The organism is Aromatoleum sp. (assembly GCF_036675785.1).
Taxonomy (GTDB): Bacteria; Pseudomonadota; Gammaproteobacteria; order Burkholderiales; family Rhodocyclaceae; genus Aromatoleum.
Map to the genome: position 1 here is coordinate 64,054 of NZ_JAKFEF010000010.1, position 19,603 is coordinate 83,656.

At 68.1% G+C, this 19,603-nt stretch carries 20 protein-coding genes; 19 read left to right on the forward strand and 1 reads right to left on the reverse strand.

Annotated elements, in window-relative coordinates; translation table 11 throughout:
• Positions 1-282: 282 nt before the first annotated feature.
• The 17 genes from V6M37_RS01890 to ilvA all read left to right on the forward strand — a co-directional run bounded on the left by V6M37_RS01890 (position 283) and on the right by ilvA (position 16,009).
• Positions 283-2,337, forward strand: coding sequence for a DUF6600 domain-containing protein (locus tag V6M37_RS01890; protein ID WP_332670565.1), 2,055 nt, complete (start codon positions 283-285; stop codon positions 2,335-2,337).
• 110 nt (positions 2,338-2,447) lie between these two features.
• On the forward strand, positions 2,448-2,939 hold the full coding sequence (locus tag V6M37_RS01895; protein WP_332670688.1) for a PACE efflux transporter: 492 nt from the start codon (positions 2,448-2,450) through the stop codon (positions 2,937-2,939).
• Complete coding sequence (gene murB / locus V6M37_RS01900) at positions 2,929-3,990, forward strand: UDP-N-acetylmuramate dehydrogenase (RefSeq protein WP_332670567.1); 1,062 nt, start codon at positions 2,929-2,931, stop codon at positions 3,988-3,990. The genes V6M37_RS01895 and murB overlap by 11 nt, the downstream gene beginning before the upstream one ends.
• Before the next feature lie 98 nt (positions 3,991-4,088).
• Positions 4,089-4,727, forward strand: coding sequence for a c-type cytochrome (locus V6M37_RS01905; protein WP_332670569.1), 639 nt, complete (start codon positions 4,089-4,091; stop codon positions 4,725-4,727).
• A gap of 153 nt (positions 4,728-4,880) precedes the next feature.
• The gene (locus tag V6M37_RS01910) at positions 4,881-5,588 is read left to right on the forward strand and encodes a zinc ribbon domain-containing protein (protein ID WP_332670571.1); all 708 of its coding nucleotides are present in this window, start codon (positions 4,881-4,883) and stop codon (positions 5,586-5,588) included.
• Between the two features lie 32 nt (positions 5,589-5,620).
• Positions 5,621-6,670: a TAXI family TRAP transporter solute-binding subunit gene (locus V6M37_RS01915; protein ID WP_332670574.1), complete on the forward strand. Its 1,050-nt coding sequence runs from the start codon at positions 5,621-5,623 to the stop codon at positions 6,668-6,670.
• Between the two features lie 148 nt (positions 6,671-6,818).
• Complete coding sequence (gene thiL / locus V6M37_RS01920; protein ID WP_332670576.1) at positions 6,819-7,778, forward strand: thiamine-phosphate kinase; 960 nt, start codon at positions 6,819-6,821, stop codon at positions 7,776-7,778.
• Positions 7,779-7,827: 49 nt separating this feature from the next.
• Positions 7,828-8,310 (forward strand): phosphatidylglycerophosphatase A family protein, encoded by a 483-nt coding sequence (locus V6M37_RS01925; protein ID WP_332670578.1) that lies wholly within the window; start codon positions 7,828-7,830, stop codon positions 8,308-8,310.
• A gap of 4 nt (positions 8,311-8,314) precedes the next feature.
• Entirely contained in the window at positions 8,315-8,812 is a 498-nt protein-coding gene (locus V6M37_RS01930; RefSeq protein ID WP_332670580.1) for a CinA family protein, read from the forward strand.
• Between the two features lie 63 nt (positions 8,813-8,875).
• Positions 8,876-9,907 carry a recombinase RecA gene (gene recA, locus V6M37_RS01935; protein WP_332670583.1) on the forward strand — a complete coding sequence of 344 codons (1,032 nt, stop codon included), beginning with the start codon at positions 8,876-8,878 and terminating at the stop codon, positions 9,905-9,907.
• 9 nt (positions 9,908-9,916) lie between these two features.
• Positions 9,917-10,366, forward strand: coding sequence for a recombination regulator RecX (gene recX / locus V6M37_RS01940; protein ID WP_332670585.1), 450 nt, complete (start codon positions 9,917-9,919; stop codon positions 10,364-10,366).
• Positions 10,353-11,075 (forward strand): LPS export ABC transporter ATP-binding protein, encoded by a 723-nt coding sequence (lptB, locus tag V6M37_RS01945; protein ID WP_332670587.1) that lies wholly within the window; start codon positions 10,353-10,355, stop codon positions 11,073-11,075. The genes recX and lptB overlap by 14 nt, the downstream gene beginning before the upstream one ends.
• 22 nt (positions 11,076-11,097) lie before the next feature.
• Entirely contained in the window at positions 11,098-12,528 is a 1,431-nt protein-coding gene (locus V6M37_RS01950) for an RNA polymerase factor sigma-54 (RefSeq protein ID WP_332670589.1), read from the forward strand.
• Between the two features lie 28 nt (positions 12,529-12,556).
• Positions 12,557-12,880 carry a ribosome hibernation-promoting factor, HPF/YfiA family gene (gene hpf, locus V6M37_RS01955; protein ID WP_332670591.1) on the forward strand — a complete coding sequence of 108 codons (324 nt, stop codon included), beginning with the start codon at positions 12,557-12,559 and terminating at the stop codon, positions 12,878-12,880.
• Positions 12,881-13,011: 131 nt separating this feature from the next.
• A complete protein-coding gene (gene ptsN, locus V6M37_RS01960; RefSeq protein WP_312658393.1) occupies positions 13,012-13,497 on the forward strand; it encodes a PTS IIA-like nitrogen regulatory protein PtsN in 486 nt (161 codons plus the stop codon).
• A complete protein-coding gene (gene hprK, locus V6M37_RS01965) occupies positions 13,466-14,407 on the forward strand; it encodes an HPr(Ser) kinase/phosphatase (RefSeq protein WP_332670595.1) in 942 nt (313 codons plus the stop codon). Before ptsN ends, hprK begins: the two co-directional genes overlap by 32 nt.
• Positions 14,408-14,488: 81 nt before the next feature.
• A complete protein-coding gene (gene ilvA / locus V6M37_RS01970) occupies positions 14,489-16,009 on the forward strand; it encodes a threonine ammonia-lyase, biosynthetic (RefSeq protein ID WP_332670598.1) in 1,521 nt (506 codons plus the stop codon).
• 9 nt (positions 16,010-16,018) lie between these two features.
• Here the strand turns inward: ilvA and V6M37_RS01975 are convergent, their stop codons facing one another.
• The gene (locus V6M37_RS01975; RefSeq protein WP_332670600.1) at positions 16,019-16,630 is read right to left on the reverse strand and encodes a 5-formyltetrahydrofolate cyclo-ligase; all 612 of its coding nucleotides are present in this window, start codon (positions 16,628-16,630) and stop codon (positions 16,019-16,021) included.
• A gap of 39 nt (positions 16,631-16,669) precedes the next feature.
• Here V6M37_RS01975 and V6M37_RS01980 point away from each other — a divergent pair, with 39 nt between their 5' ends.
• Together V6M37_RS01980 and V6M37_RS01985 are read left to right on the forward strand one after the other, a co-directional pair.
• Positions 16,670-18,604, forward strand: a complete 1,935-nt coding sequence (locus V6M37_RS01980) for a lytic transglycosylase domain-containing protein (protein ID WP_332670603.1) — start codon at positions 16,670-16,672, stop codon at positions 18,602-18,604.
• A 31-nt stretch (positions 18,605-18,635) separates the two neighbouring features.
• Positions 18,636-19,601: a complex I NDUFA9 subunit family protein gene (locus V6M37_RS01985; protein ID WP_332670606.1), complete on the forward strand. Its 966-nt coding sequence runs from the start codon at positions 18,636-18,638 to the stop codon at positions 19,599-19,601.
• Positions 19,602-19,603: the final 2 nt, after the last annotated feature.

Genomic DNA, 19,603 nt, shown 5'->3' on the forward strand with positions numbered 1-19,603 from the left:
CGAAGCACTTTTCATGCCACAGCAATAGACTCCCGCAACAACAAGAACATAGCGCCGTGTGTGGGAAAAATGCCCGCGCTACTGTAAAAAACTCCGACATTTTGTTACTCCGTTGCCCCCCCCCCGGACGACCCCCGGCACGCGGACGAAGGCAATATCGGCATGTCGTCGATTCGCCCCGCCGAAACGTTGAACCGGACAGGAATCCGCTTTTCCCGCAGCCCGAAGCTCTGCGCGGACCGTCCGCCCGGCGGCTGCGCGTCGTCCGGAGTGACATTCCCCATGATTTCGCACCTTCGCTCCTGGCTGGCCCTGCCGCTGCTGATCGTCCTCGCGTGCGCGCAGGCCGCGTCATCCGATCCGCCGTCCCGCGTCGGCCGCCTTTCACTGCTCGACGGCGACGTCTCGATGCGGCGCGAGGACAGCCGGCGATGGGAAGACGCGAGCCTGAACTGGCCCTTGACCGCCGGCGACGAGATCGCAACCGGCGCGGACGGGCTGGCGGAAATCCGGATCGGCTCGACCGCGCTCCGCCTCGGCAACCGGACCGCCGTCGACATCCTGAGGCTCGACGACGAGCGCATCCGCGTACGGCTCGACGAAGGGAGCGTCGCCGTTCGCGTCCGCAGTGCCGAGCCGGCCGCCGCGATCGAGGTCGAGACGCGACACGGCGCCGTCATCCCCGTCGGCCCCGGGCAATTCCGCGTCGATCACGACGAAGCGACGGTCTCGCTGACGAGCTATCGGGGCGACCTCAATTTCCGCTCCGACGACAGCGACATCATCGTCACCGAGGGTCGGCGCGCCCACGTCTACATCGCCGACGGCACGAGCGTGCGCTGGGACGACCCGGCGGACGACGATTTCGCCGAATGGGTGCTCGCGCGCGACGAGCGCGACGACGCGCTGGGCGCGCCGCGGCACGTGTCGCCCGAAATGACCGGCGCCGAGGATCTGCACGAATACGGCGACTGGCGGACGTCGGACGAATACGGCGAGATCTGGTACCCGCGCGACGTCCCGTCCGGCTGGGCGCCGTATCGTTCGGGCCGCTGGGTTTCGGTCGCGCCCTGGGGCTGGACCTGGGTCGACGACGCGCCCTGGGGCTTCGCGCCGTTCCACTACGGACGCTGGGTCCTGCTCGGCCACCGCTGGGCCTGGGTGCCGGGGCGCTATGTCGCCCGGCCGGTCTATGCGCCGGCGCTGGTCGTATGGCTGGGGCTGCCGGGCGTCGTCGTGTCGTCGGGGCCCGCGCACGTCGGCTGGTTCCCGCTCGCGCCACGGGAAATCTACCTCCCGAGCTACCGCTACACCCCGTCCTACGTCCGCCGGATCAACATCACCCACGTCACGAACGTTGTTGAAATCACGCACGTCGAGCGCGACCGCCGTCATGCGCGCTACGCGTACCGCGACCATCGCGACGCGGTGACGCTGGTGCGCGGCGACGTGCTCCGCGACTCGCGCCCCGTCTTCCGCGACGCGAAACGGCTCGACGAGGGTCGCTGGCAGCTTCCCCGCGTCGCGACGCCCCTCCCGCCCATCGACCCCGTCCGCAAAATCGGACCCGATCGGGGCGAGCGCTCGCACGAGAAGGACGCCCGGTCGGACCGGCGCCCATCGCCGCGCGAGCGCGACGACGCGGACGACCGCCGGGACCGCAACCGCGACCGCGAGACAACGCGCGAGCCAGCGGTGGGCTCGTCCGTCGGGGCGGAAGACAGGCGTCCCGCGCGCGCCGAATCCTTCGGCGTGCGGCCGATGGAACGCCGCGACGATCGGCGCGACCACGACCGCGAGCGGCGGGACGCCGAGCGCCGCGAACGCATCCGGGCGTCCCCCCAGCAGGACGGACTCGAGCCGCCGCCGCGGCAGTCGCAACCGGAACGCGAACAGCGCCTCGACCCGCGGCGGCAGCACGAGCAGGAAAGACGGGAACGGGACCAGCAGCACATGCGTCAGCTGCAGTTGCAGCAGAACGAATCCCGGCGCGAAGCGGAAGCCTTGCGGCGGCCGGAGCAGCGGCACATCGAGCCGCGCAGCCGGGAGGACCTGCAGCAGCGAACCGACGAACTGCGTCGGCAGCAGGAACGCCGGGACCACACGCAACGGCAGTTCGAGCAGCAGCGGCGGCGGGACGTGCAGGATCGACAGCGTTTCGCCGAGCAGCAGCGCGAACACGAGCGCGACCGGCGCGAACAGCGCCAGGCGATCGGCCAACAGCGCGAACTACGACGGGAACAACAACGGCTCGACCCGCAGCAGTCCCGGCAGGAACGGGAAGCGCGGCGCCCAGACGGGCGACAGGACGGCGAAACGTCCCGGGGCCGCCCGTAACCCCTGCTTCCGGATGCCGCGGCGCAGGAGGGACGGCCCGTGAGGCGTCCGCCTGCCTCCGGATGCTGCGCGCAGCGGTTGCTTTCGCTTCGTTCGCGCTCTATCGTGGCGTGCCCGTCGCACCCGACCCGATCGCCTTGCCGTCGACCTCCCCGAAACTTCGCTCTTTCGCCGACCGAGTGCGCCAGATCGCGCTGTTCGAGCTCGGCGGACTCGCGCTGATCACGCCGCCGTTCGCGTGGGCGAGCGGTGTGGCGATCGCCGATTCGATCGGGCTGCTCACGCTCATCGCCTTGATCGCTGCCGTATGGAACGGCAGCTACAACTTCTGCTTCGACTGGGTCGAAGGACGTTTGACCGGCCGTCCTGCCGATCACCGCCCGTTCCGGCTGCGCGCGCTGCATGCGATCGGCTTCGAAGGCGGGCTCCTGCTGATGAGCCTCCCGGTGATCATGGCGTGGACCGCCATGGGCTGGCTCGAGGCGCTGCTCGCCGACCTCGGGCTCGCAAGCGCGTACGTGCTGTATGCGTTCGCGTTCAATCTCGCGTACGACCGCATCTTCCCGATCGAACAGAACAAGGCGGTCGCCGATGCCCGCTAGGGAGATGCCGCCGGGCGGTCTCCCGCCGGCGCTGCCGCTGATCGAACGCGACGTCGACCTGCAGCCGCTGAACACGTTCGGCCTGCCGGCGCGCGCCCGCCGGGCGGCGTCGATCACGGACGCAGCGCAACTCGCCGCGCTCGCCGCCCTCCCGGACTGGGGCGCGACCGCGCGGCTGGTGCTCGGCGGCGGCAGCAACGTGATCCTGACCGGCGATTTCGACGGCCTCGTGCTCAGAGTCGCGATCGCGGGGCGCCGTCTCGTCGCCGAGGATGCGGACGCGTGGTATGTCGAAGCGGGCGCCGGCGAGAACTGGCACGATTTCGTGCGATGGACGCTCGATCGGGGCTGGCCCGGGCTGGAGAACCTGTCGCTGATCCCGGGCACGGTCGGCGCGGCACCGATCCAGAACATCGGCGCCTACGGCCTCGAAGTCGCCGACCGCTTTCACGCGCTGACCGCGATGCCGTTCGAAGCGGGCCCCGCGCTGGAGCTGACCCGGTCGGACTGTCGTTTCGGTTACCGCGACAGCGTGTTCAAACACGAGCTGGCGGACGCCGCCCTGATCACGTCGGTGACCTTCCGCCTGCCGAAACACTGGCAGCCGGTGGCGCGCTACGCGGACGTCGCGGCGGAACTCGATGCACAGGGCATCGCCGCGGCGACGCCGCGCGACATCTCCGACGCGGTCATCGCGATCCGCCGGCGCAAGCTCCCCGACCCTGCAGCGATCGGCAACGCCGGCAGCTTCTTCAAGAACCCGATCATCGACCACGCCGCATTCGTCCGGCTCGCGGTGGAACACCGCGATCTGCCCCACTATCCACAGCCCGACGGCAACATCAAGCTCGCCGCGGGCTGGCTCATCGACCGCGCCGGCTGGAAGGGACGAAGCCTCGGCCCGGTCGGCGCCTACGAGCGGCAGGCGCTGGTACTCGTCAACCGGGGCGGCGCGACCGGCGCGGACGTCCGACGGACAGCGGCCGCGATCCAGCGCGACGTCGCGAGCCGCTTCGGCGTGCATCTCGACCCCGAACCCGTTTTCGTCTAAGCCTTCGGCATCGACCCGCTTTCGTTGCTAGAATGCCGCGCACATATACCGCCGCGCCGTATTCCGGGCGCGGCGCGCTTCACCGCGGGAGATGTTCCATGGGTTCGACCGGCCGCCTGGCCCTCGTCGCTATTCTGGCGAGCCTTCTTTGCCACGGCCCGTCGGCCCACGCCAGGACGGCGCGCGAGCATCTGCAACAGGCGGCCACCGACGGCAAACTGCGCGACAGCCTCGTCCGCGAAGGCCGCAGCGCCTCCTTCTTCTGCGCGAACTGCCACGGCGAGACCGGCACCAGCCGCTTCCCCGAAGTCCCGAACCTCGCCGGCCAGAATCCCGCCTACATCCTCGCGCAGATCGACGCCTTCCTCGCCGGCAAGCGCCGCAATGAATTCATGGAAGGACTGATGAAGGTTCTCGGCGAGCGCGACAAGGCAGCGATCGCGCTGTACTACGCGAACGCGCCGGCGCGTCCGTCGGTCGCGAACGCCGGTCCGCACGCTCGCGAAGGCGCCGAGCACTACAGGCGCTTCTGCGGTGCCTGCCATCAGGCGGACGCACATGGCTCCGAGACCTTCCCGCGCCTCGCCGGCCAGCAGCCGCAGTACCTGCGGCTCAGCCTCAAGCGCTATCTCGACAAATCCGGCATACGGAATTCCACCGAAATGAGCGCTGCGATCGCGCGGCTCGGCGAACCGGACATCGAACCGATTGTCGCGTACCTGGCGAGTCTCGAATAAGCGCAGCGCCGCCCGGTCGCAGCAGACCGGGCGGCCGCGATCCTCGGCACGACAGGCTCCCCGCCGGCCGGCCCGGCGAGGAACGGAGGCAATGAGTATCGGGTTGTAATCGGTCCTTGAAGGGAAACGGAATTCTTCCCTACTCTGTGCCCCATGGACACGCGCCCTTGCTCGTTCTGCAGTCACCAGAATCCGGAAGACGCCAGATTCTGCAACGCCTGCGGCTCGTCCATGCATCTGCAGCTTTGCCGGCGCTGCGGGGCGATCGACAACGTGTCCGCCGTCGCCTGTTACAAGTGCGGCGCATCGTTTTCAAGTCGCGGCGACGATGAGAACGCCCGCCCAGAAGCCGAACATGTCGCGAGCGCCCCCGCGAATGCCACGCCGGGCGGCTCGACGGTCGCCGCGTCGGCCCGAAACGCAGCCGCGTCGCCTCGTACGAGCGGCACCGCGCCGGTCCGTCCCGCGCAGAAGCGGAAAGGTGGCGCCGCAAGCGCGCTCCTCTTCGTGGTGATCGCGGCCGTCGCGGTGTTTCTCTACCGCACCTATGCCCCGTCCGAAGAAGGTGGTGGCGGCGACGCGGCACGGGCTCACACCGGCCGTTCGTCTCCCGGGACGATCGACGCGACGCTCGGGGCCGTCCCCCCCTCCGCCGCGATCCTCGCGGCGGAGGGGGGGACGCAACCGGTACCCGCCATTGCGCAGCCCATCGCAGCCGACGATCCGCCGCTGCCGGTCGACGCGACGCAGCCGGCCGCGGCTGCGGACGCATCGAGCGCCACCGGGATGGACGGAAGCGGGGCGCCGCCGGGCGCCTATCCCTGCACGCCGGAGGTCGCGGCGCTCGGGCTGTGCAACTGAGAATTCCAACAATACCGAGGGGAGGCAACATCATGGGACACCGGACAGCCGGCCTGTTGGCGTTCATCGCGCTCGCGCTTCACGGCGCCGTCGCGTTCGCCGCGGCGGAGTTCAAGATCGTGACCGCTTCGGAGCGCGGCACATACATCCAGATCGGCCGCGACATCGCGAAGTTCGTCGCGCCCGGCGCGGACATCGCGCTCGAAGTCCTACCGTCGGCCGGGTCCGCCGAAAACGTGCGGCGACTGCGCTACGAGCCCGGCGTGAAGTTCGCGATGGTCCAGTCGGACGTCTACCAGGCGTTCCTCGACCAGGCGAACGAGGGCAACGCCGAAGCCGCGCGCGTCCTGCGCCCGCTGCGCGTGATCATGCCGCTGTACAACGAGGAGATTTACTTCATCGTGCGGGCGAACGCGCCGCTCGAATTCGTCCACCAGATCAAGGACGCAAAGATCAACGTCGGCCCGATCGGCAGCGGCACCGCGCTGTCCGCGACAACCCTCTACCGGCAGATGTTCGGGTCGGCGATCCCGGAAAACAACGCGAGCTTTCTTTCCAATGAAGATGCGCTCGTCAAGCTGCTGACCGAAAAATCCCTCGACGTCGTCGTCGTCGTCGCCGGCCAGCCGGCGAAACTGCTCGTCGAGATGAAGCCCGAGGTGCGTCAGTACATCAAGCTGCTCAAGCTCGATCGCGATCACGAGACGAGCCGCGCCGCGCTGCGCACGTACTTTCCGGCGACAGTGCGTGCCGAAAACTACCCCAACCTGTTGACCGACGACATTCCGGGAATCGCCGTCAAGGCTTTCCTCGTCACATACAACTACAATCGCCCGGAGACGATCCGCTACCTGGCGAGATTCGCGACATCGCTGTGCGAGAACTTTCCGAAATTGCAGGCCGAAGGGCATCCGAAGTGGGGCGAAGTCGAACTCGCGCTGCCGCCGCTCGGCAAGGGCTGGGCCTACTTTTCGCCGATGGAGCAGCAACTGCGCAGCTGCACGACCGCGAAGTCGGCGTCAACGGCGACGAAAAGCCGCGGCTGCAGCCAGCAGGAACAGCTCCTGGGGTTGTGCCAGTAAATCGGGGAGATCGCCCGGTGCTGCGCTAGCCCGGGCGCCGCACGCGCTCCCGTTCGCGGTCGGCGTCGCGGAAATAGGTCGGGGCGGTCGGGTCTGTTAAGCTTTTCGCCGGACCACCCGCCAGCCCATCCGCTGCCGCCCGACCGCGATGCCTTCCGAATTCGACCTGATTCGCCGCCATTTCACGCGCCCTGCCGGGCACTCCGAACTCGCTGTCGGCGACGATGCGGCACTGATCGCACCGCGCCCCGGAATGCGGCTTGCCGTATCCACCGACATGCTGGTCGCCGGCACGCACTTCTTCGCCGACACCGATCCGGAAGCGCTCGGCTGGAAGACGCTCGCAGTGAACATCTCCGACCTCGCCGCGATGGGCGCCGAGCCGCGCTGGGCGCTGCTCGCCCTCGCGCTGCCGGCCGCCGACGAAGCGTGGATCGCCCCCTTTGCGCGCGGGCTGTTCGCGTGCGCCGCGCGTTTCGGCGTCGACCTCGTCGGCGGCGACACGACGCGCGGCCCGCTGAACCTGTGCGTCACGGCGATCGGCGAAGTGCCGACCGGCCAGGCGGTGACGCGCAGCGGTGCTCGTGCCGGCGAGGACCTGTGGGTGACCGGCCATCCGGGCCGCGCCGCGCTCGGCCTCGCGCACCTGCGCGGCGACGTCGTGCTCGATACCGACGGCGCGACGCACTGCCTCGACGCGCTGGTGCGCCCGCAACCGCGCGTCGACGCCGGCCTCGCGCTGCGCGGCATCGCGACTGCGATGCTCGACGTCTCGGACGGCCTCGTCGGTGACCTCGGGCATATCCTTGAAGGCTCCGGCGTCGGCGCGCTCCTCGACGCCTCCGCGTTGCCGCTCGCAGCGCTGCTGGCGACCGGTGCCGAGCCGGGTCTCGCACGCCGCTGCCTGCTCGCCGGCGGCGATGACTACGAACTGCTGTTCAGCGCTCCCCCGTCCGAGCGCCCGGCGCTCGCCGCGCTAGCTGGCCGGCTGGACCTGCCGCTGAACCGCATCGGCACGGTCACGCCCGATGCCGGCCAGGTGGTGATCCGCGAAGCGGACGGGACGCTGCGCCCGCCCGGGGGCCGCGGCTACGACCATTTCGCCTGACGCCTCCCCGAAACGTCCGCTGCCGCCCCCCGCGATGCCCGCCTCCTTGATGACGCGCCCCACTCTGCGCCTGCTGCTGAGCCATCCCGCCCATTTCATCTCGCTCGGCTTCGGCGCCGGCCTGTCGCCACGCGGGCCCGGGACTTGCGGCACGCTGGTCGCTTGGCTGTTCTACCCGCTGCTGCGGACGCCGGTCTCGGATCCCGTGTTCCTCGCGCTGCTCGTCAGCTTCTTCGTCGCCGGCGTGATTGCGACGGATCGAACCGGACGCGCGCTCGGCGTGTCGGACCACGGCGGGATCGTCTGGGACGAGATCGTTGCGTTCTGGCTGGTACTATTCTTCACTCCGGCCGGGCTCGCGTGGCAAGCGGTCGCCTTCGTGCTGTTCCGCTTCTTCGACATCGTCAAGCCACAGCCGATCCGCCTCGCGGACAGTCATGTGAAGGGCGGGTTCGGCGTGATGCTCGACGACCTCATCGCCGCCGGCTACGCGATTCTCGCGCTCGCCGTGCTGAAACATTTCCTGGGGTGACTGGATGGACGCCGAACTCGCCACCTTGTCCGCCGAAGTCGGAAGCTGGCTCTCCCGCGCCGGCTGGAAACTCGCATGCGCCGAGTCGTGCACCGGCGGCTGGATCGCGGAAGTCGTCACCGCGACCGCGGGCAGCTCCGAATGGTTCGACTGCGGCTTCGTCACCTATTCGAACGACGCGAAGCAGGACCTGCTGGCGGTGTCCGGCCAGACGCTCGCGCAGGCCGGCGCGGTCAGCGAGGACACGGTGCGCGAGATGGTCGCGGGCTGCCTCGCGCGCAGCCGCGCCGACATCGCGCTCGCGGTCTCGGGCGTCGCCGGACCGGGCGGCGGCAGCGCGGCGAAGCCGGTCGGCCTCGTGTGCTTCGGCTGGGGGCGGCGCGACGCAGCGATCCACTGCGAGACGCGCCGGTTCGGCGGCGATCGCGAGTCGGTGCGGCGCCAGGCGGTCCTCTTCGCACTGCGCCATATGATGACAAATGAATTACCCTTGGCGCGCTGAGCGCCGTTCTGCGCCGCAGCAAGCGCTGTGCCATAATTCGCGAAAGTTTTGAAAGGACAGGACATGGACGACAACAAGGCGAAGGCCCTCGCCGCCGCGCTCTCGCAGATCGAGAAGCAGTTCGGCAAGGGTTCGATCATGCGGATGGGCGACGGCAACGTCGAAAAGGACATCCAGACGGTGTCCACGGGGTCGCTCGGACTCGACATCGCGCTCGGCCTCGGCGGCCTGCCGCGCGGGCGCGTCGTCGAGATCTACGGACCGGAATCGTCGGGCAAGACGACGCTGACGCTGCAGGTCATCGCCGAAATGCAGAAGCTCGGCGGCACCGCGGCCTTCATCGACGCGGAGCACGCGCTCGACGTCGGCTACGCCGAGAAGCTCGGCGTGAACATCCAGGATCTGCTGATCTCGCAGCCGGATACCGGCGAGCAGGCGCTCGAGATCGCCGACATGCTGGTGCGTTCCGGCGGCGTCGACATCGTCGTCGTCGACTCGGTCGCGGCGCTGACGCCGAAGGCCGAAATCGAAGGCGAAATGGGCGACCAGCTGCCCGGCCTGCAGGCGCGGCTGATGAGCCAGGCGCTCCGCAAGCTGACTGCGAACATCAAGCGCACGAACACGCTCGTGATCTTCATCAACCAAATCCGCATGAAGATCGGCGTGATGTTCGGCAATCCGGAGACGACGACCGGCGGCAACGCGCTGAAGTTCTACGCCTCGGTCCGTCTCGACATCCGCCGCACCGGCGCGATCAAGAAGGCCGACGAGGTCGTCGGTTCGGAGACGCGCTGCAAGGTCGTCAAGAACAAGGTCGCTCCGCCGTTCCGGGAAGCACACTTCGACATCCTCTACGGCGAAGGCATCTCGCGCGAAGGCGAGATCATCGACCTCGGCGTGCAGCACAAGATCGTCGACAAGTCCGGCGCGTGGTACGCCTACAACGGGGAGAAGATCGGCCAGGGCAAGGACAACTCGCGCGAGTTCCTGCGCGCGAACCCTGCCCTCGCGCGCGAGATCGAGAACAAGGTGCGCGTCGCCGTCGGCCTGAAGGAGATGCCGACGGAGCCGGCGCAACCGGCTGCGGCGGCCTGATCTTCCGAGATGCCGGAAACCAGCCTGCGGGAACGCGCGGTGCGATGTCTCGCCCGCCGCGATCATTCCCGGGCCGAGCTCGCCCGCAAGCTGGCTTCCCACGGCACGCCCGATGAAATCGAGGACGTCCTGAACCGCATGTCCGAACTGGGCCTGCTCAGCGACCGCCGCTTTGCCGAAGCCTGGGTGCGCGGCAAGGCGGCACGTTTTGGCACCTCGCGGCTGCGCCACGACCTCGCCCGGCGCGGCGTCGCGCCCGAGACCGTCGACGACGTGATCGACGCCGAATGTGGCGACGACGATTTCGACCGCGCGCGCGCCGTCTGGAGAGCGAAGTTCCGGAGCACGCCCGCGGACGTGCGGGAGTGGGCGAGGCAGGCGCGTTTTCTACAGAGTCGCGGCTTCGCCGGCGACGTGATCCGGAAGTTATTGAAAGAGACGCCCGATGAGTCTGCTTAAGGTCGACGGTCTGAAAAAGCGCTACAAGACGCGCACGGTCGTCCACGACGTCGGTTTCGAAGTCGGCAGCGGCGAAGTCGTCGGCCTGCTCGGGCCGAACGGTGCCGGCAAGACGACCTGTTTCTACATGATCGTCGGGCTCGTGCGCGCCGATGGCGGCGAGATCACACTCGACGGCGCCCAACTCACGCACCTGCCGATCCACGCCCGCGCGCGCCGCGGACTGTCGTATCTGCCGCAGGAAATGAGCGTGTTCCGCAAGCTCACGGTCGAGGAGAACATCCGCGCGGTACTCGAGTTGCAGGATCTTTCCGACGAAGAGATCGACCAGCGACTGCAGGAGCTGCTCGAGGAGCTGGGCATCACGCACCTGCGCGCCAATGCCGCAATTTCGCTGTCCGGCGGCGAGCGCCGGCGCTGCGAGATCGCGCGCGCGCTCGCGACCGATCCGCGCCTGATCCTGCTCGACGAGCCGTTCGCCGGCGTCGACCCGATCGCGGTGCTCGACATCCAGAAAATCATCCGCTTCCTGAAGGATCGCGGCATCGGTGTGCTGATCACCGATCACAATGTGCGGGAAACCCTCGGCATCTGCGACCGCGCGTATATCATCAGCGAAGGGCGCGTCCTCGCGCGCGGCCAGCCCGACGAGATCGTCGGCAACGAGCAGGTGCGCCAAGTCTATCTCGGCGAACATTTCCGACTTTGAGCCCGACTCCGCCGACCGCATCATGAAGCCGACCCTACAGCTCAAACTCTCGCAGCACCTGACGCTGACGCCGCAACTGCAACAGTCGATCAAACTGCTGCAGCTATCGACGCTTGAGCTGAACCAGGAACTCGAGCGTTTCCTGCTTGAAAACCCGATGCTCGAGCGCGAGGAAGGCGACGCCGGCGATTTCGCCCCCGCACCATCGTCCACCTCGACGGCGAGCGAACCCGAAGCTCCCGCGTCGCAAGAGGAACGGCACAACGAGAGCGAATCCGCCAGCTTCGACGAAGCCGGCGAGTGGTCGAGCGCGAGCGGGTCGTCATCGAATCGCGACGACGAGGACGACACCGATTTCCAGGAGTTCCAGGCCGCCGAGACTTCGTTGCGCGACCATCTCGACCAGCAGGTCAGCCTGTCGCCGCTGTCCGACCGCGACCGCGCCCTCGTGCGCTTCATCATCGAGGCGCTCGATGACGACGGCTATCTCAACCAGACGCTCGACGACCTGCTGCCGCTGCTGCCGCCGGAACTCGAATTCGACCTCGACGACTTGTCGATCGCGTTGCATCACGTTCAGAACCTCGACCCGGCCGGCGTCGGGGCGCGTGATCCGCAGGAGTGCCTGAGCCTGCAGTTGCGCGCGATACCGTCGTCGCCGGTGCGGGACCTCGCCCTCAAGGTCGTCGATCAGCACCTCGAACTCCTCGCCGAGCGCAACTTCGTCCGCCTCAAGCGTCTGCTCGATTGCGACGACGACGCGCTGCGCGCCGCGCACATGCTGATCTGCAGCCTCGATCCGCATCCCGGCTCGCAGCATTCGGCGCAGGAAATGCGCTACATCATGCCCGACGTCGTCGTGCGCAAGCAGCGCGGACGCTGGGTGGTGACGCTCAACCCCGAAGCGATGCCGAAGCTGCGGATCAACTCGCTGTATGCGAGCATCCTGCAGCAGAACCGCGGCTCGGGCGGTGCGCTGACGAGCCAGCTGCAGGAAGCGCGGTGGCTGATCAAGAACGTGCAGCAGCGTTTCGACACCATCCTGCGCGTCTCCCAGGCCATCGTTGACCAGCAACGGCAGTTCTTCGATTATGGCGAGGTGGCGATGCGCCCACTCACGCTGAGGGAGATCGCGGACCAGCTGGAACTCCACGAATCGACGGTGTCCCGGGTCACGACGCAGAAGTTCATGGCGACGCCACGCGGCGTGTTCGAACTCAAGTATTTCTTCGGCAGCCACGTCGCCACCGATACCGGCGGGGCCGCGTCCTCCACCGCGATCCGCGCGCTGATCCGCCAACTGATCGACGCCGAGGACAGGAAGAAGCCGCTGTCCGACGCGAAGATCGCCGAATTGCTGGGGCAGCAGGGTATCGTCGTCGCGCGACGCACGATCGCCAAGTACCGCGAATCGCTCAATATTCCCCCGGTCAGCCTGCGCAAGACGATTTAACGCAAGACGATTAACAAGAGGAAACATCATGAATCTCAATATCACCGGACATCACGTCGAAGTCACGCCCGCGATCCGCGAATATGTCACGAACAAGCTCGACCGCGTGATCCGCCACTTCGACAACGTGACGAGCGTGAGCGTGATTCTCTCGGTGGAAAAGCTCAGGCAGAAGGCCGAAGTGACTCTGCACGTGCGCGGCAAGGACATCTATGTCGAAAGCGAAGACGGCGACATGTACGCGGCGGTCGACGCGATGGCCGACAAGCTCGACCGTCAGGTGGTGAAGCACAAGGAGAAATCCTTCGATCACCATCACGATGCGCTGAAGCATCAGAACACCGAACTTTGATCTTTACCTTCCCCCCCTCGCGGGTGTGTATATAATCCGCGGGTTTCAGCCCCCGCGTCAGCACGACCGACGATCTTTCCCGCACCAGCGCGGTTCCGGCCCCGTCCGGAACCGCGCTGGTCACGAGCAGCATGAGCCTCATAGCCGAACTCCTGCCACCTTCGAATGTGGTCATCGATCTAGACGCGAGCAGCAAGAAGCGCGTCTTCGAACAAGCGGGCTTGCTGTTCGAGAATCATCAGGGCATCGCGCGCAGCGTCGTCTTCGACAGCCTGTTCTCGCGCGAGCGCCTCGGTTCGACCGGGCTCGGACAGGGGGTCGCGATCCCGCACGGCCGCATCAAGGGCCTGAAGGAAGCGGCCGGCGCGTTCCTGCGGTTGGCGACCCCGGTCCAGTTCGATGCGCCCGACGGGCGCCCGGTCAGCATCCTGTTCGTGCTGCTCGTTCCCGAGCAGGCCACCGAGCACCACCTGCAGCTGCTGTCCGAGCTCGCGCAGATGTTCAGCGACCGCGAGTTCCGCGAGCAACTGCTGAATGCGCCCGACGCCGCGACGATTCATTCGCTGTTCGTATCGTGGGGACCCCATGCGACAGACCAGCGTCGCGCGGCTGTATGAGGCGCAGCGCGAGCGGCTCGCGCTGACCCACGTTTTCGGCGCCCTCGACCGCACGCTGTCGGTCGCCGAAGACCACATCTGGCCCGCCGATCTCGTCGGCCACCTGAACCTGATCCATCCCGCCCGGCTGCAGATCCTCGGCGCCGCCGAGCTCGCGTGGGCGCAGCGCCAGTCGCACGAGAAGGTCGCGCACCACCTCAATGAAATCATTGCCGCGCACCCTCCGGCGATCATCGTCGCCGACGGCTGCGAGATCCCGCCGATCCTGCACGGCATATGCGAGGCGAGCGACGTCGCGCTGATCACCACCCCACTGCCGGCGGCGAGCGTCATCGACCAGCTGCGGCTCTTCCTGTCGCGCGAACTGGCCGAGAAGATCTCGCTGCACGGCGTGTTCATGGACGTCCTCGGCATCGGCGTGTTCATCACCGGCAGCTCCGGCGCCGGCAAGTCCGAGCTCGCGCTCGAACTGATCTCGCGCGGCCACGGCCTCGTCGCCGACGACATCGTCGAGTTCTCGCGCATCGCGCCGCACGTGCTCGAAGGCCGCTGCCCCGAGATGCTGAAGGACTTCATCGAAGTGCGCGGCCTCGGCATCCTCAACATCCGCACGATCTTCGGCGAGACCGCGTGCCGCCGGAAGATGCGGCTGCGCCTCGTCGTCCATCTCGAACGCCGCCTGCCCGGCCAGTCCGACCCGTCGCGGCTGCCGATGCACCGCGAAACCCAGACCGTGCTCGGCGTGCCGATCATCCGCGCGATCCTGCCCGTCGCCGCCGGCCGCAACATCGCGGTGCTGCTCGAGGCTGCGGTGCGCTCGACGATCCTGCAACTGCGCGGCATCGACTCGACCCAGGAGTTCATCGACCGGCAGCAGCGGATGCTCACCGGCGACTTCGATATGCACTGACCCTGGCCTCGCCCCGGCCCTGCGCTTGCGGCGGTGCGGCACCGGCTGCTACGCTCGGTTTCTTTGGCCCTGGCACCCCTCATGAACGCCGCAACTCCGGACTACCTGGAAAGGGTCCTCAACGCCCGCGTCTACGACGTCGCCGAAGAGACTCCGCTCGATCTCGCGTCGAACCTTTCCGCCCGCATCCACAACCGCGTGTTCCTCAAGCGCGAGGACATGCAGCCGGTGTTCAGCTTCAAGCTCCGTGGCGCCTACAACAAGATGGCGCACCTGTCCCCGCAGGCGTTGAAGCGCGGCGTCATCTGCGCGTCGGCCGGCAACCACGCGCAAGGCGTCGCGCTGTCGGCGCAAAAGCTCGGCGCGCGCGCGGTCATCGTGATGCCGACCTCGACGCCCCAGATCAAGATCGACGCCGTGAAAGCGCGCGGCGGCGAAGTCGTGCTCGCCGGCGATTCGTATTCCGACGCCTACGCGCATTCGCTCGAACTCGAACAGGCCGAAAACCTGACCTTCGTCCATCCCTACGACGACCCGTACGTCATCGCCGGCCAGGGCACGATCGGGATGGAGATCCTGCGCGCGCACTCGGACCCGATCCACGCGATCTTCTGCGCGGTCGGCGGCGGCGGGCTGATCGCCGGCGTGGCGGCCTACGTCAAGCGCCTGCGCCCCGAAACGAAGATCATCGGCGTCGAAACCGTGGACGCCGATGCGATGACCCGCTCGCTCGCGACCGGCGAGCGCGTGACGCTCGAGCAGGTCGGCATCTTCGCCGACGGCACCGCGGTGAAGCAGGTCGGGGAAGAGACCTTCCGCCTGTGCCGCCAGTACGTCGACGAGATGATCCTCGTCGACAACGACGCGATCTGCGCCGCGTTGAAGGACGTGTTCGAGGATACGCGCTCGATCCTCGAGCCGTCCGGCGCACTCGCGATCGCCGGCGCGAAGGAATACGCGAAGCGCCACAACCTGCACGGCAAGAACCTCGTCGCGGTCGCGTCCGGCGCGAACATGAATTTCGACCGCCTGCGCTTCGTCGCCGAGCGCGCGGAGCTCGGCGAACAGCGCGAGGCGGTATTCGCGGTGACGATTCCCGAGCGTCCCGGCTCGTTCCGCAAGTTCTGCGGCTTGGTCGGCAACCGATTGATCACCGAATTCAACTACCGCTATGCCGATCCGCAGCAGGCGCACATCTTCGTCGGCGTCTCGGTGCATAACCGCGCCGAGGCGACGCGGCTGATCGAGATGCTCGAGCGCCACGAGCTGCCGGCCGTGGACCTCACCGACGACGAGATGGCGAAGAGCCATATCCGCTACATGGTCGGCGGCCGCGCGCCGCACGTCGCCCACGAGCTGGTGTATCGCTTCGTATTCCCCGAACGGCCCGGCGCGCTGATGAATTTCCTGATGAACCTGCATTCGGACTGGAACATCAGCCTGTTCCACTACCGCAACCACGGGTCCGACTTCGGTCGCGTGCTCGTCGGCATGCAGGTGCCGCCGGACGACAAGGCCGCGTTCCAGGCCTTCCTCGACCGTCTCGGCTATGAATATGCCGACGAGTCGCAGAACCCCGCCTACCGGATGTTCCTGGGCTGAGGGATCGGTTCAGCGCGGCGCGGCACCGGCGCGAAAGGCGCCCGCCTCGGTGACGATCCAGTCCATCGGTCGGTCGTGCGGCTGAGGGTGGGCCGTGTCGATGCGCCCCGACTCGAAGCCGACGCCGACCGCGACCGGATCGATCCCCGCGAGCGTCCGGTCGAAATAGCCACCGCCATAACCGAGCCGGTAGCCATCGGCGTCGAACGCATTGCACGGTACCAGCACGACGTCCGGCACGATCGCATCGCCTTCGGGCGGGTGGGGGATGCCGTGCCGGTCGAACGACAACTCCATCCCCGGCGTCCACTTGCGGAACACCATCGGCGCGGCCTTTTCCAGCACGACCGGGAGCGCGGCGGTCCGCGCGCGGCAATCGCCATGCGCGAGCCAGCGGGTCATCCATGCGCGCAGATCCGGCTCTCCCCGATAAGGCCAGCAGAACGCGAGCACGGACGGCGCGAGGCGCGTGACGAGGGCGCCGAGATGCGCCTCGATGCGGCCGGTCAGCGCGACGCGCTGCTCATGCGACAGCGCGAGGCGTTCGGCGAGCGCGCGGTCGCGCAGCTTGCGGCGCGCGGCGCCGGCGTGGCCGGCGGGAGGGACGGGGGCAGTGCTCACTGTGCTAAGGTGAATTGGTCAGGAAAAGGATGGTAAGGGATGAACAATAGGTTGTGGGCGGGACTTGCGCTGGTGCTCGCAAGCCTCGCCGGGGGGGCGCACGGACAGGTCGGCGACGAACGGGTACTCGCCGCCCGCGAAGCGCTGCGCAACGGCGACCGCGCGACACTCGAACGTCTCGCCGCCGCGCGCGAACCGCACGTGCTCGACCCGTACGTGCGCTACTGGCGGCTGTCGAACAAGCTCGCGCGACCGGAGCCGCCGCCGGTCGGCGAGCTGACCGAATTCCTGCTCGAGGAGTCCGACACGCAGCTCGCGGACCGCCTGCGCGTCGACTGGCTGCGGCGCTACGTCCGCGAGCAGGACTGGGAAAGTTTCCTGCGCCTGTACCCGGACCTGCGCGAGCCGGACGCCGAATTGCGCTGCCACCAGCGCACTGCGCGCCTCGAAACCGGCGACGCGACGGTGCTCACCGAGGTGCGCGAACGCTGGATGGAGATGACCGACAATCACGTCGCCTGCGAACCGACGCTGCGCGTCCTCGCGCTCGACCAGCTCGTCAGCGCGGATGAAATCTGGTGGCGCTTCCGGCGCCAGGTCGAAAGCCGCAACCCGACTGCCGCCCGCGCGACCCTCGGGTGGCTGCCGCACAGCGGCACTTCCGCGGGCGCGAATCTCGATCGCGCGCTGCACGCTCCGGCGGCGTACCTCGACCGCCTCCCCGTGAATTTCGCAGCCACGCGCGTCGGCCGCGAGATCGCCCTCGCCGCGCTCGCGAGCCTCGCGCGGCAGGAGGATCCGCGCGGCGCCTATCTGCGCTTCGAGCGCATCAGCGACCGCCTCACGCACGACGAGCGGGCCTACGTGCACGCCATTCTCGGGCATTACGGCGCGCTGTCGCGGCTGCCGCAGGCGGCCGACTGGTACCGTGCGGCGGGCGACGTGCCGATGAGCGCGGAGCAGCGCGCGTGGCGCGTCCGCGCGGCGTTGCGTGTCGAAAACTGGCGCATGGTCAAATCGTCGATCGAGGCGCTGCCGTCGAAGGAGCAGGCGCTGCCCGAATGGACCTACTGGCTCGGCCGCGCCGAAGCGCAGCTCGGGCGCGCGGCCGAAGCGGCGGTGCTCTACCGCAGGATCGCCGGCGAACCGCATTTCTACGGCCTGCTCGCCGGCGAGGAAGCCGGGCAACTCTTCGCTCCGCCAATCCTCACCGGCGCCGACAACGCCGCCGACATCGCGCGGGCGGAGGCCGATCCGGCGCTGCGCCGCTCGCTCGCGCTCTACCGGCTCGACCTGCGCACCGAGGCGGTACGCGAATGGAACTGGGCGCTGCGCGGGCAGGACGAGGCGTTCCTCGTCGCGGCGGCCCGCGTCGCACTGTCCAACGAGATCTTCGACCGCGCCATCAACACCGCCGAACGCGCCGACCCGAAAGGGAATTTCGACCTGCGCTTCATCACGCCCTACCGGCAGTTCGTCGAACCGCAGGTGCGCCAGCAGGGGCTGGACATCGGCTGGGTCTATGGACTGATGCGCCAGGAAAGCCGCTTCGTCGTGCCGGCCCGCTCGAGTTCCGGCGCGCAGGGGCTGATGCAGGTCATGCCCGCGACCGGCAAATGGGTCGCCGGCAAGATCGGCCTCTCCGGCTATCACCCCGGCATGCTCAGCGACCCGGACACGAACGTGCTGCTCGGGACGAGCTACATGCGGCTGATCCTCGACGGCCTCGACAATCATCCGGTGCTCGCATCGGCCGGCTACAATGCGGGACCGAATCGGGCGCGGCGCTGGCGCGATGAACGATCGATCGAAGGCGCGATCTATGCCGAGACGATTCCCATCGACGAGACCCGCGACTATGTCAAGAAAGTGATGGCGAACGCAGTGATCTATGCTGCGATGCTCGAGGGCAGGCCGCAGTCGCTGAAGACACGGCTCGGCACGATCGCCCCCCGGCTGGCTGCGGAACAGTGACCCCCGCATCACCCTGCATGGAAGGCTGAACATGAAGATCGAACGCGTCGTCCTCATTGGCGGCTCCGGTTTCGTCGGCAGCGCCCTCGCCAACCGCCTGTCCGAAGTCGCGGTCACCGTCCTGGTTCCGACGCGACACGCGAGTCGCGCGAACCACCTGCTGCCGTTGCCGACGGTCGATACCATCGAAGCCGACGTCCATGACCCGGCGACGCTCGAAAGACTCGTCACCGGCGCCGACGCCGTCGTCAATCTCGTCGGCATCCTGCATTCGCGCTCGGGTTCGCCGTTCGGCCCCGATTTCAAACATGCCCATGTCGAACTGCCGCGCAAGATCGTCGCCGCGTGCCGGGCCGGCGGCGTGCCGCGCCTGCTGCACATCAGTGCACTCGGCGCGTCGCCCGACGGACCGTCCGAATACCTGCGCTCGAAGGCCGCCGGCGAAGCCGAGATCCGCGCCGCCGGCGACTCCCCGGCTTGGACCATCCTGCGCCCGTCGGTGATGTTCGGCCGCGACGATCACTTCCTGAACCTCTTCGCGCACCTCGCGCACACTTTCCCGGTGCTGCCGCTCGCGCGCCCGACGGCGCGCTTCCAGCCGGTCTACGTCGAAGACGTCGTCGGCGTGATGCGGCGCTGCCTGTGCGATCCGACGACCGCGGGCCAGACCTTTGAACTCGCCGGCCCGAAGGTCTACACGCTGCGCGAGATCGTCGAATACGTCAGCGAGCTCGCCGGCGCGCCGCGACCGATCCTGCCGCTGCCGCAAGGTCTGGCGATGCTGCAGGCGGGCTTCATGGAACTCATGCCGTCGCCGATCATGACGCGCGACAACCTGCGCTCGATGCAGGTGGACAACGTCGTCAGCGGCGAGCCCCTGCCGTTCGGCCTCGAAGCGACCCCGCTCGAATCGGTCGCGCCGGTCTATATCGGCGAACGATCCTTCCGTGCTCGCTACTTTCCGTTGCGCACCTCCTCGCGCCGCCACATCCGCTGATT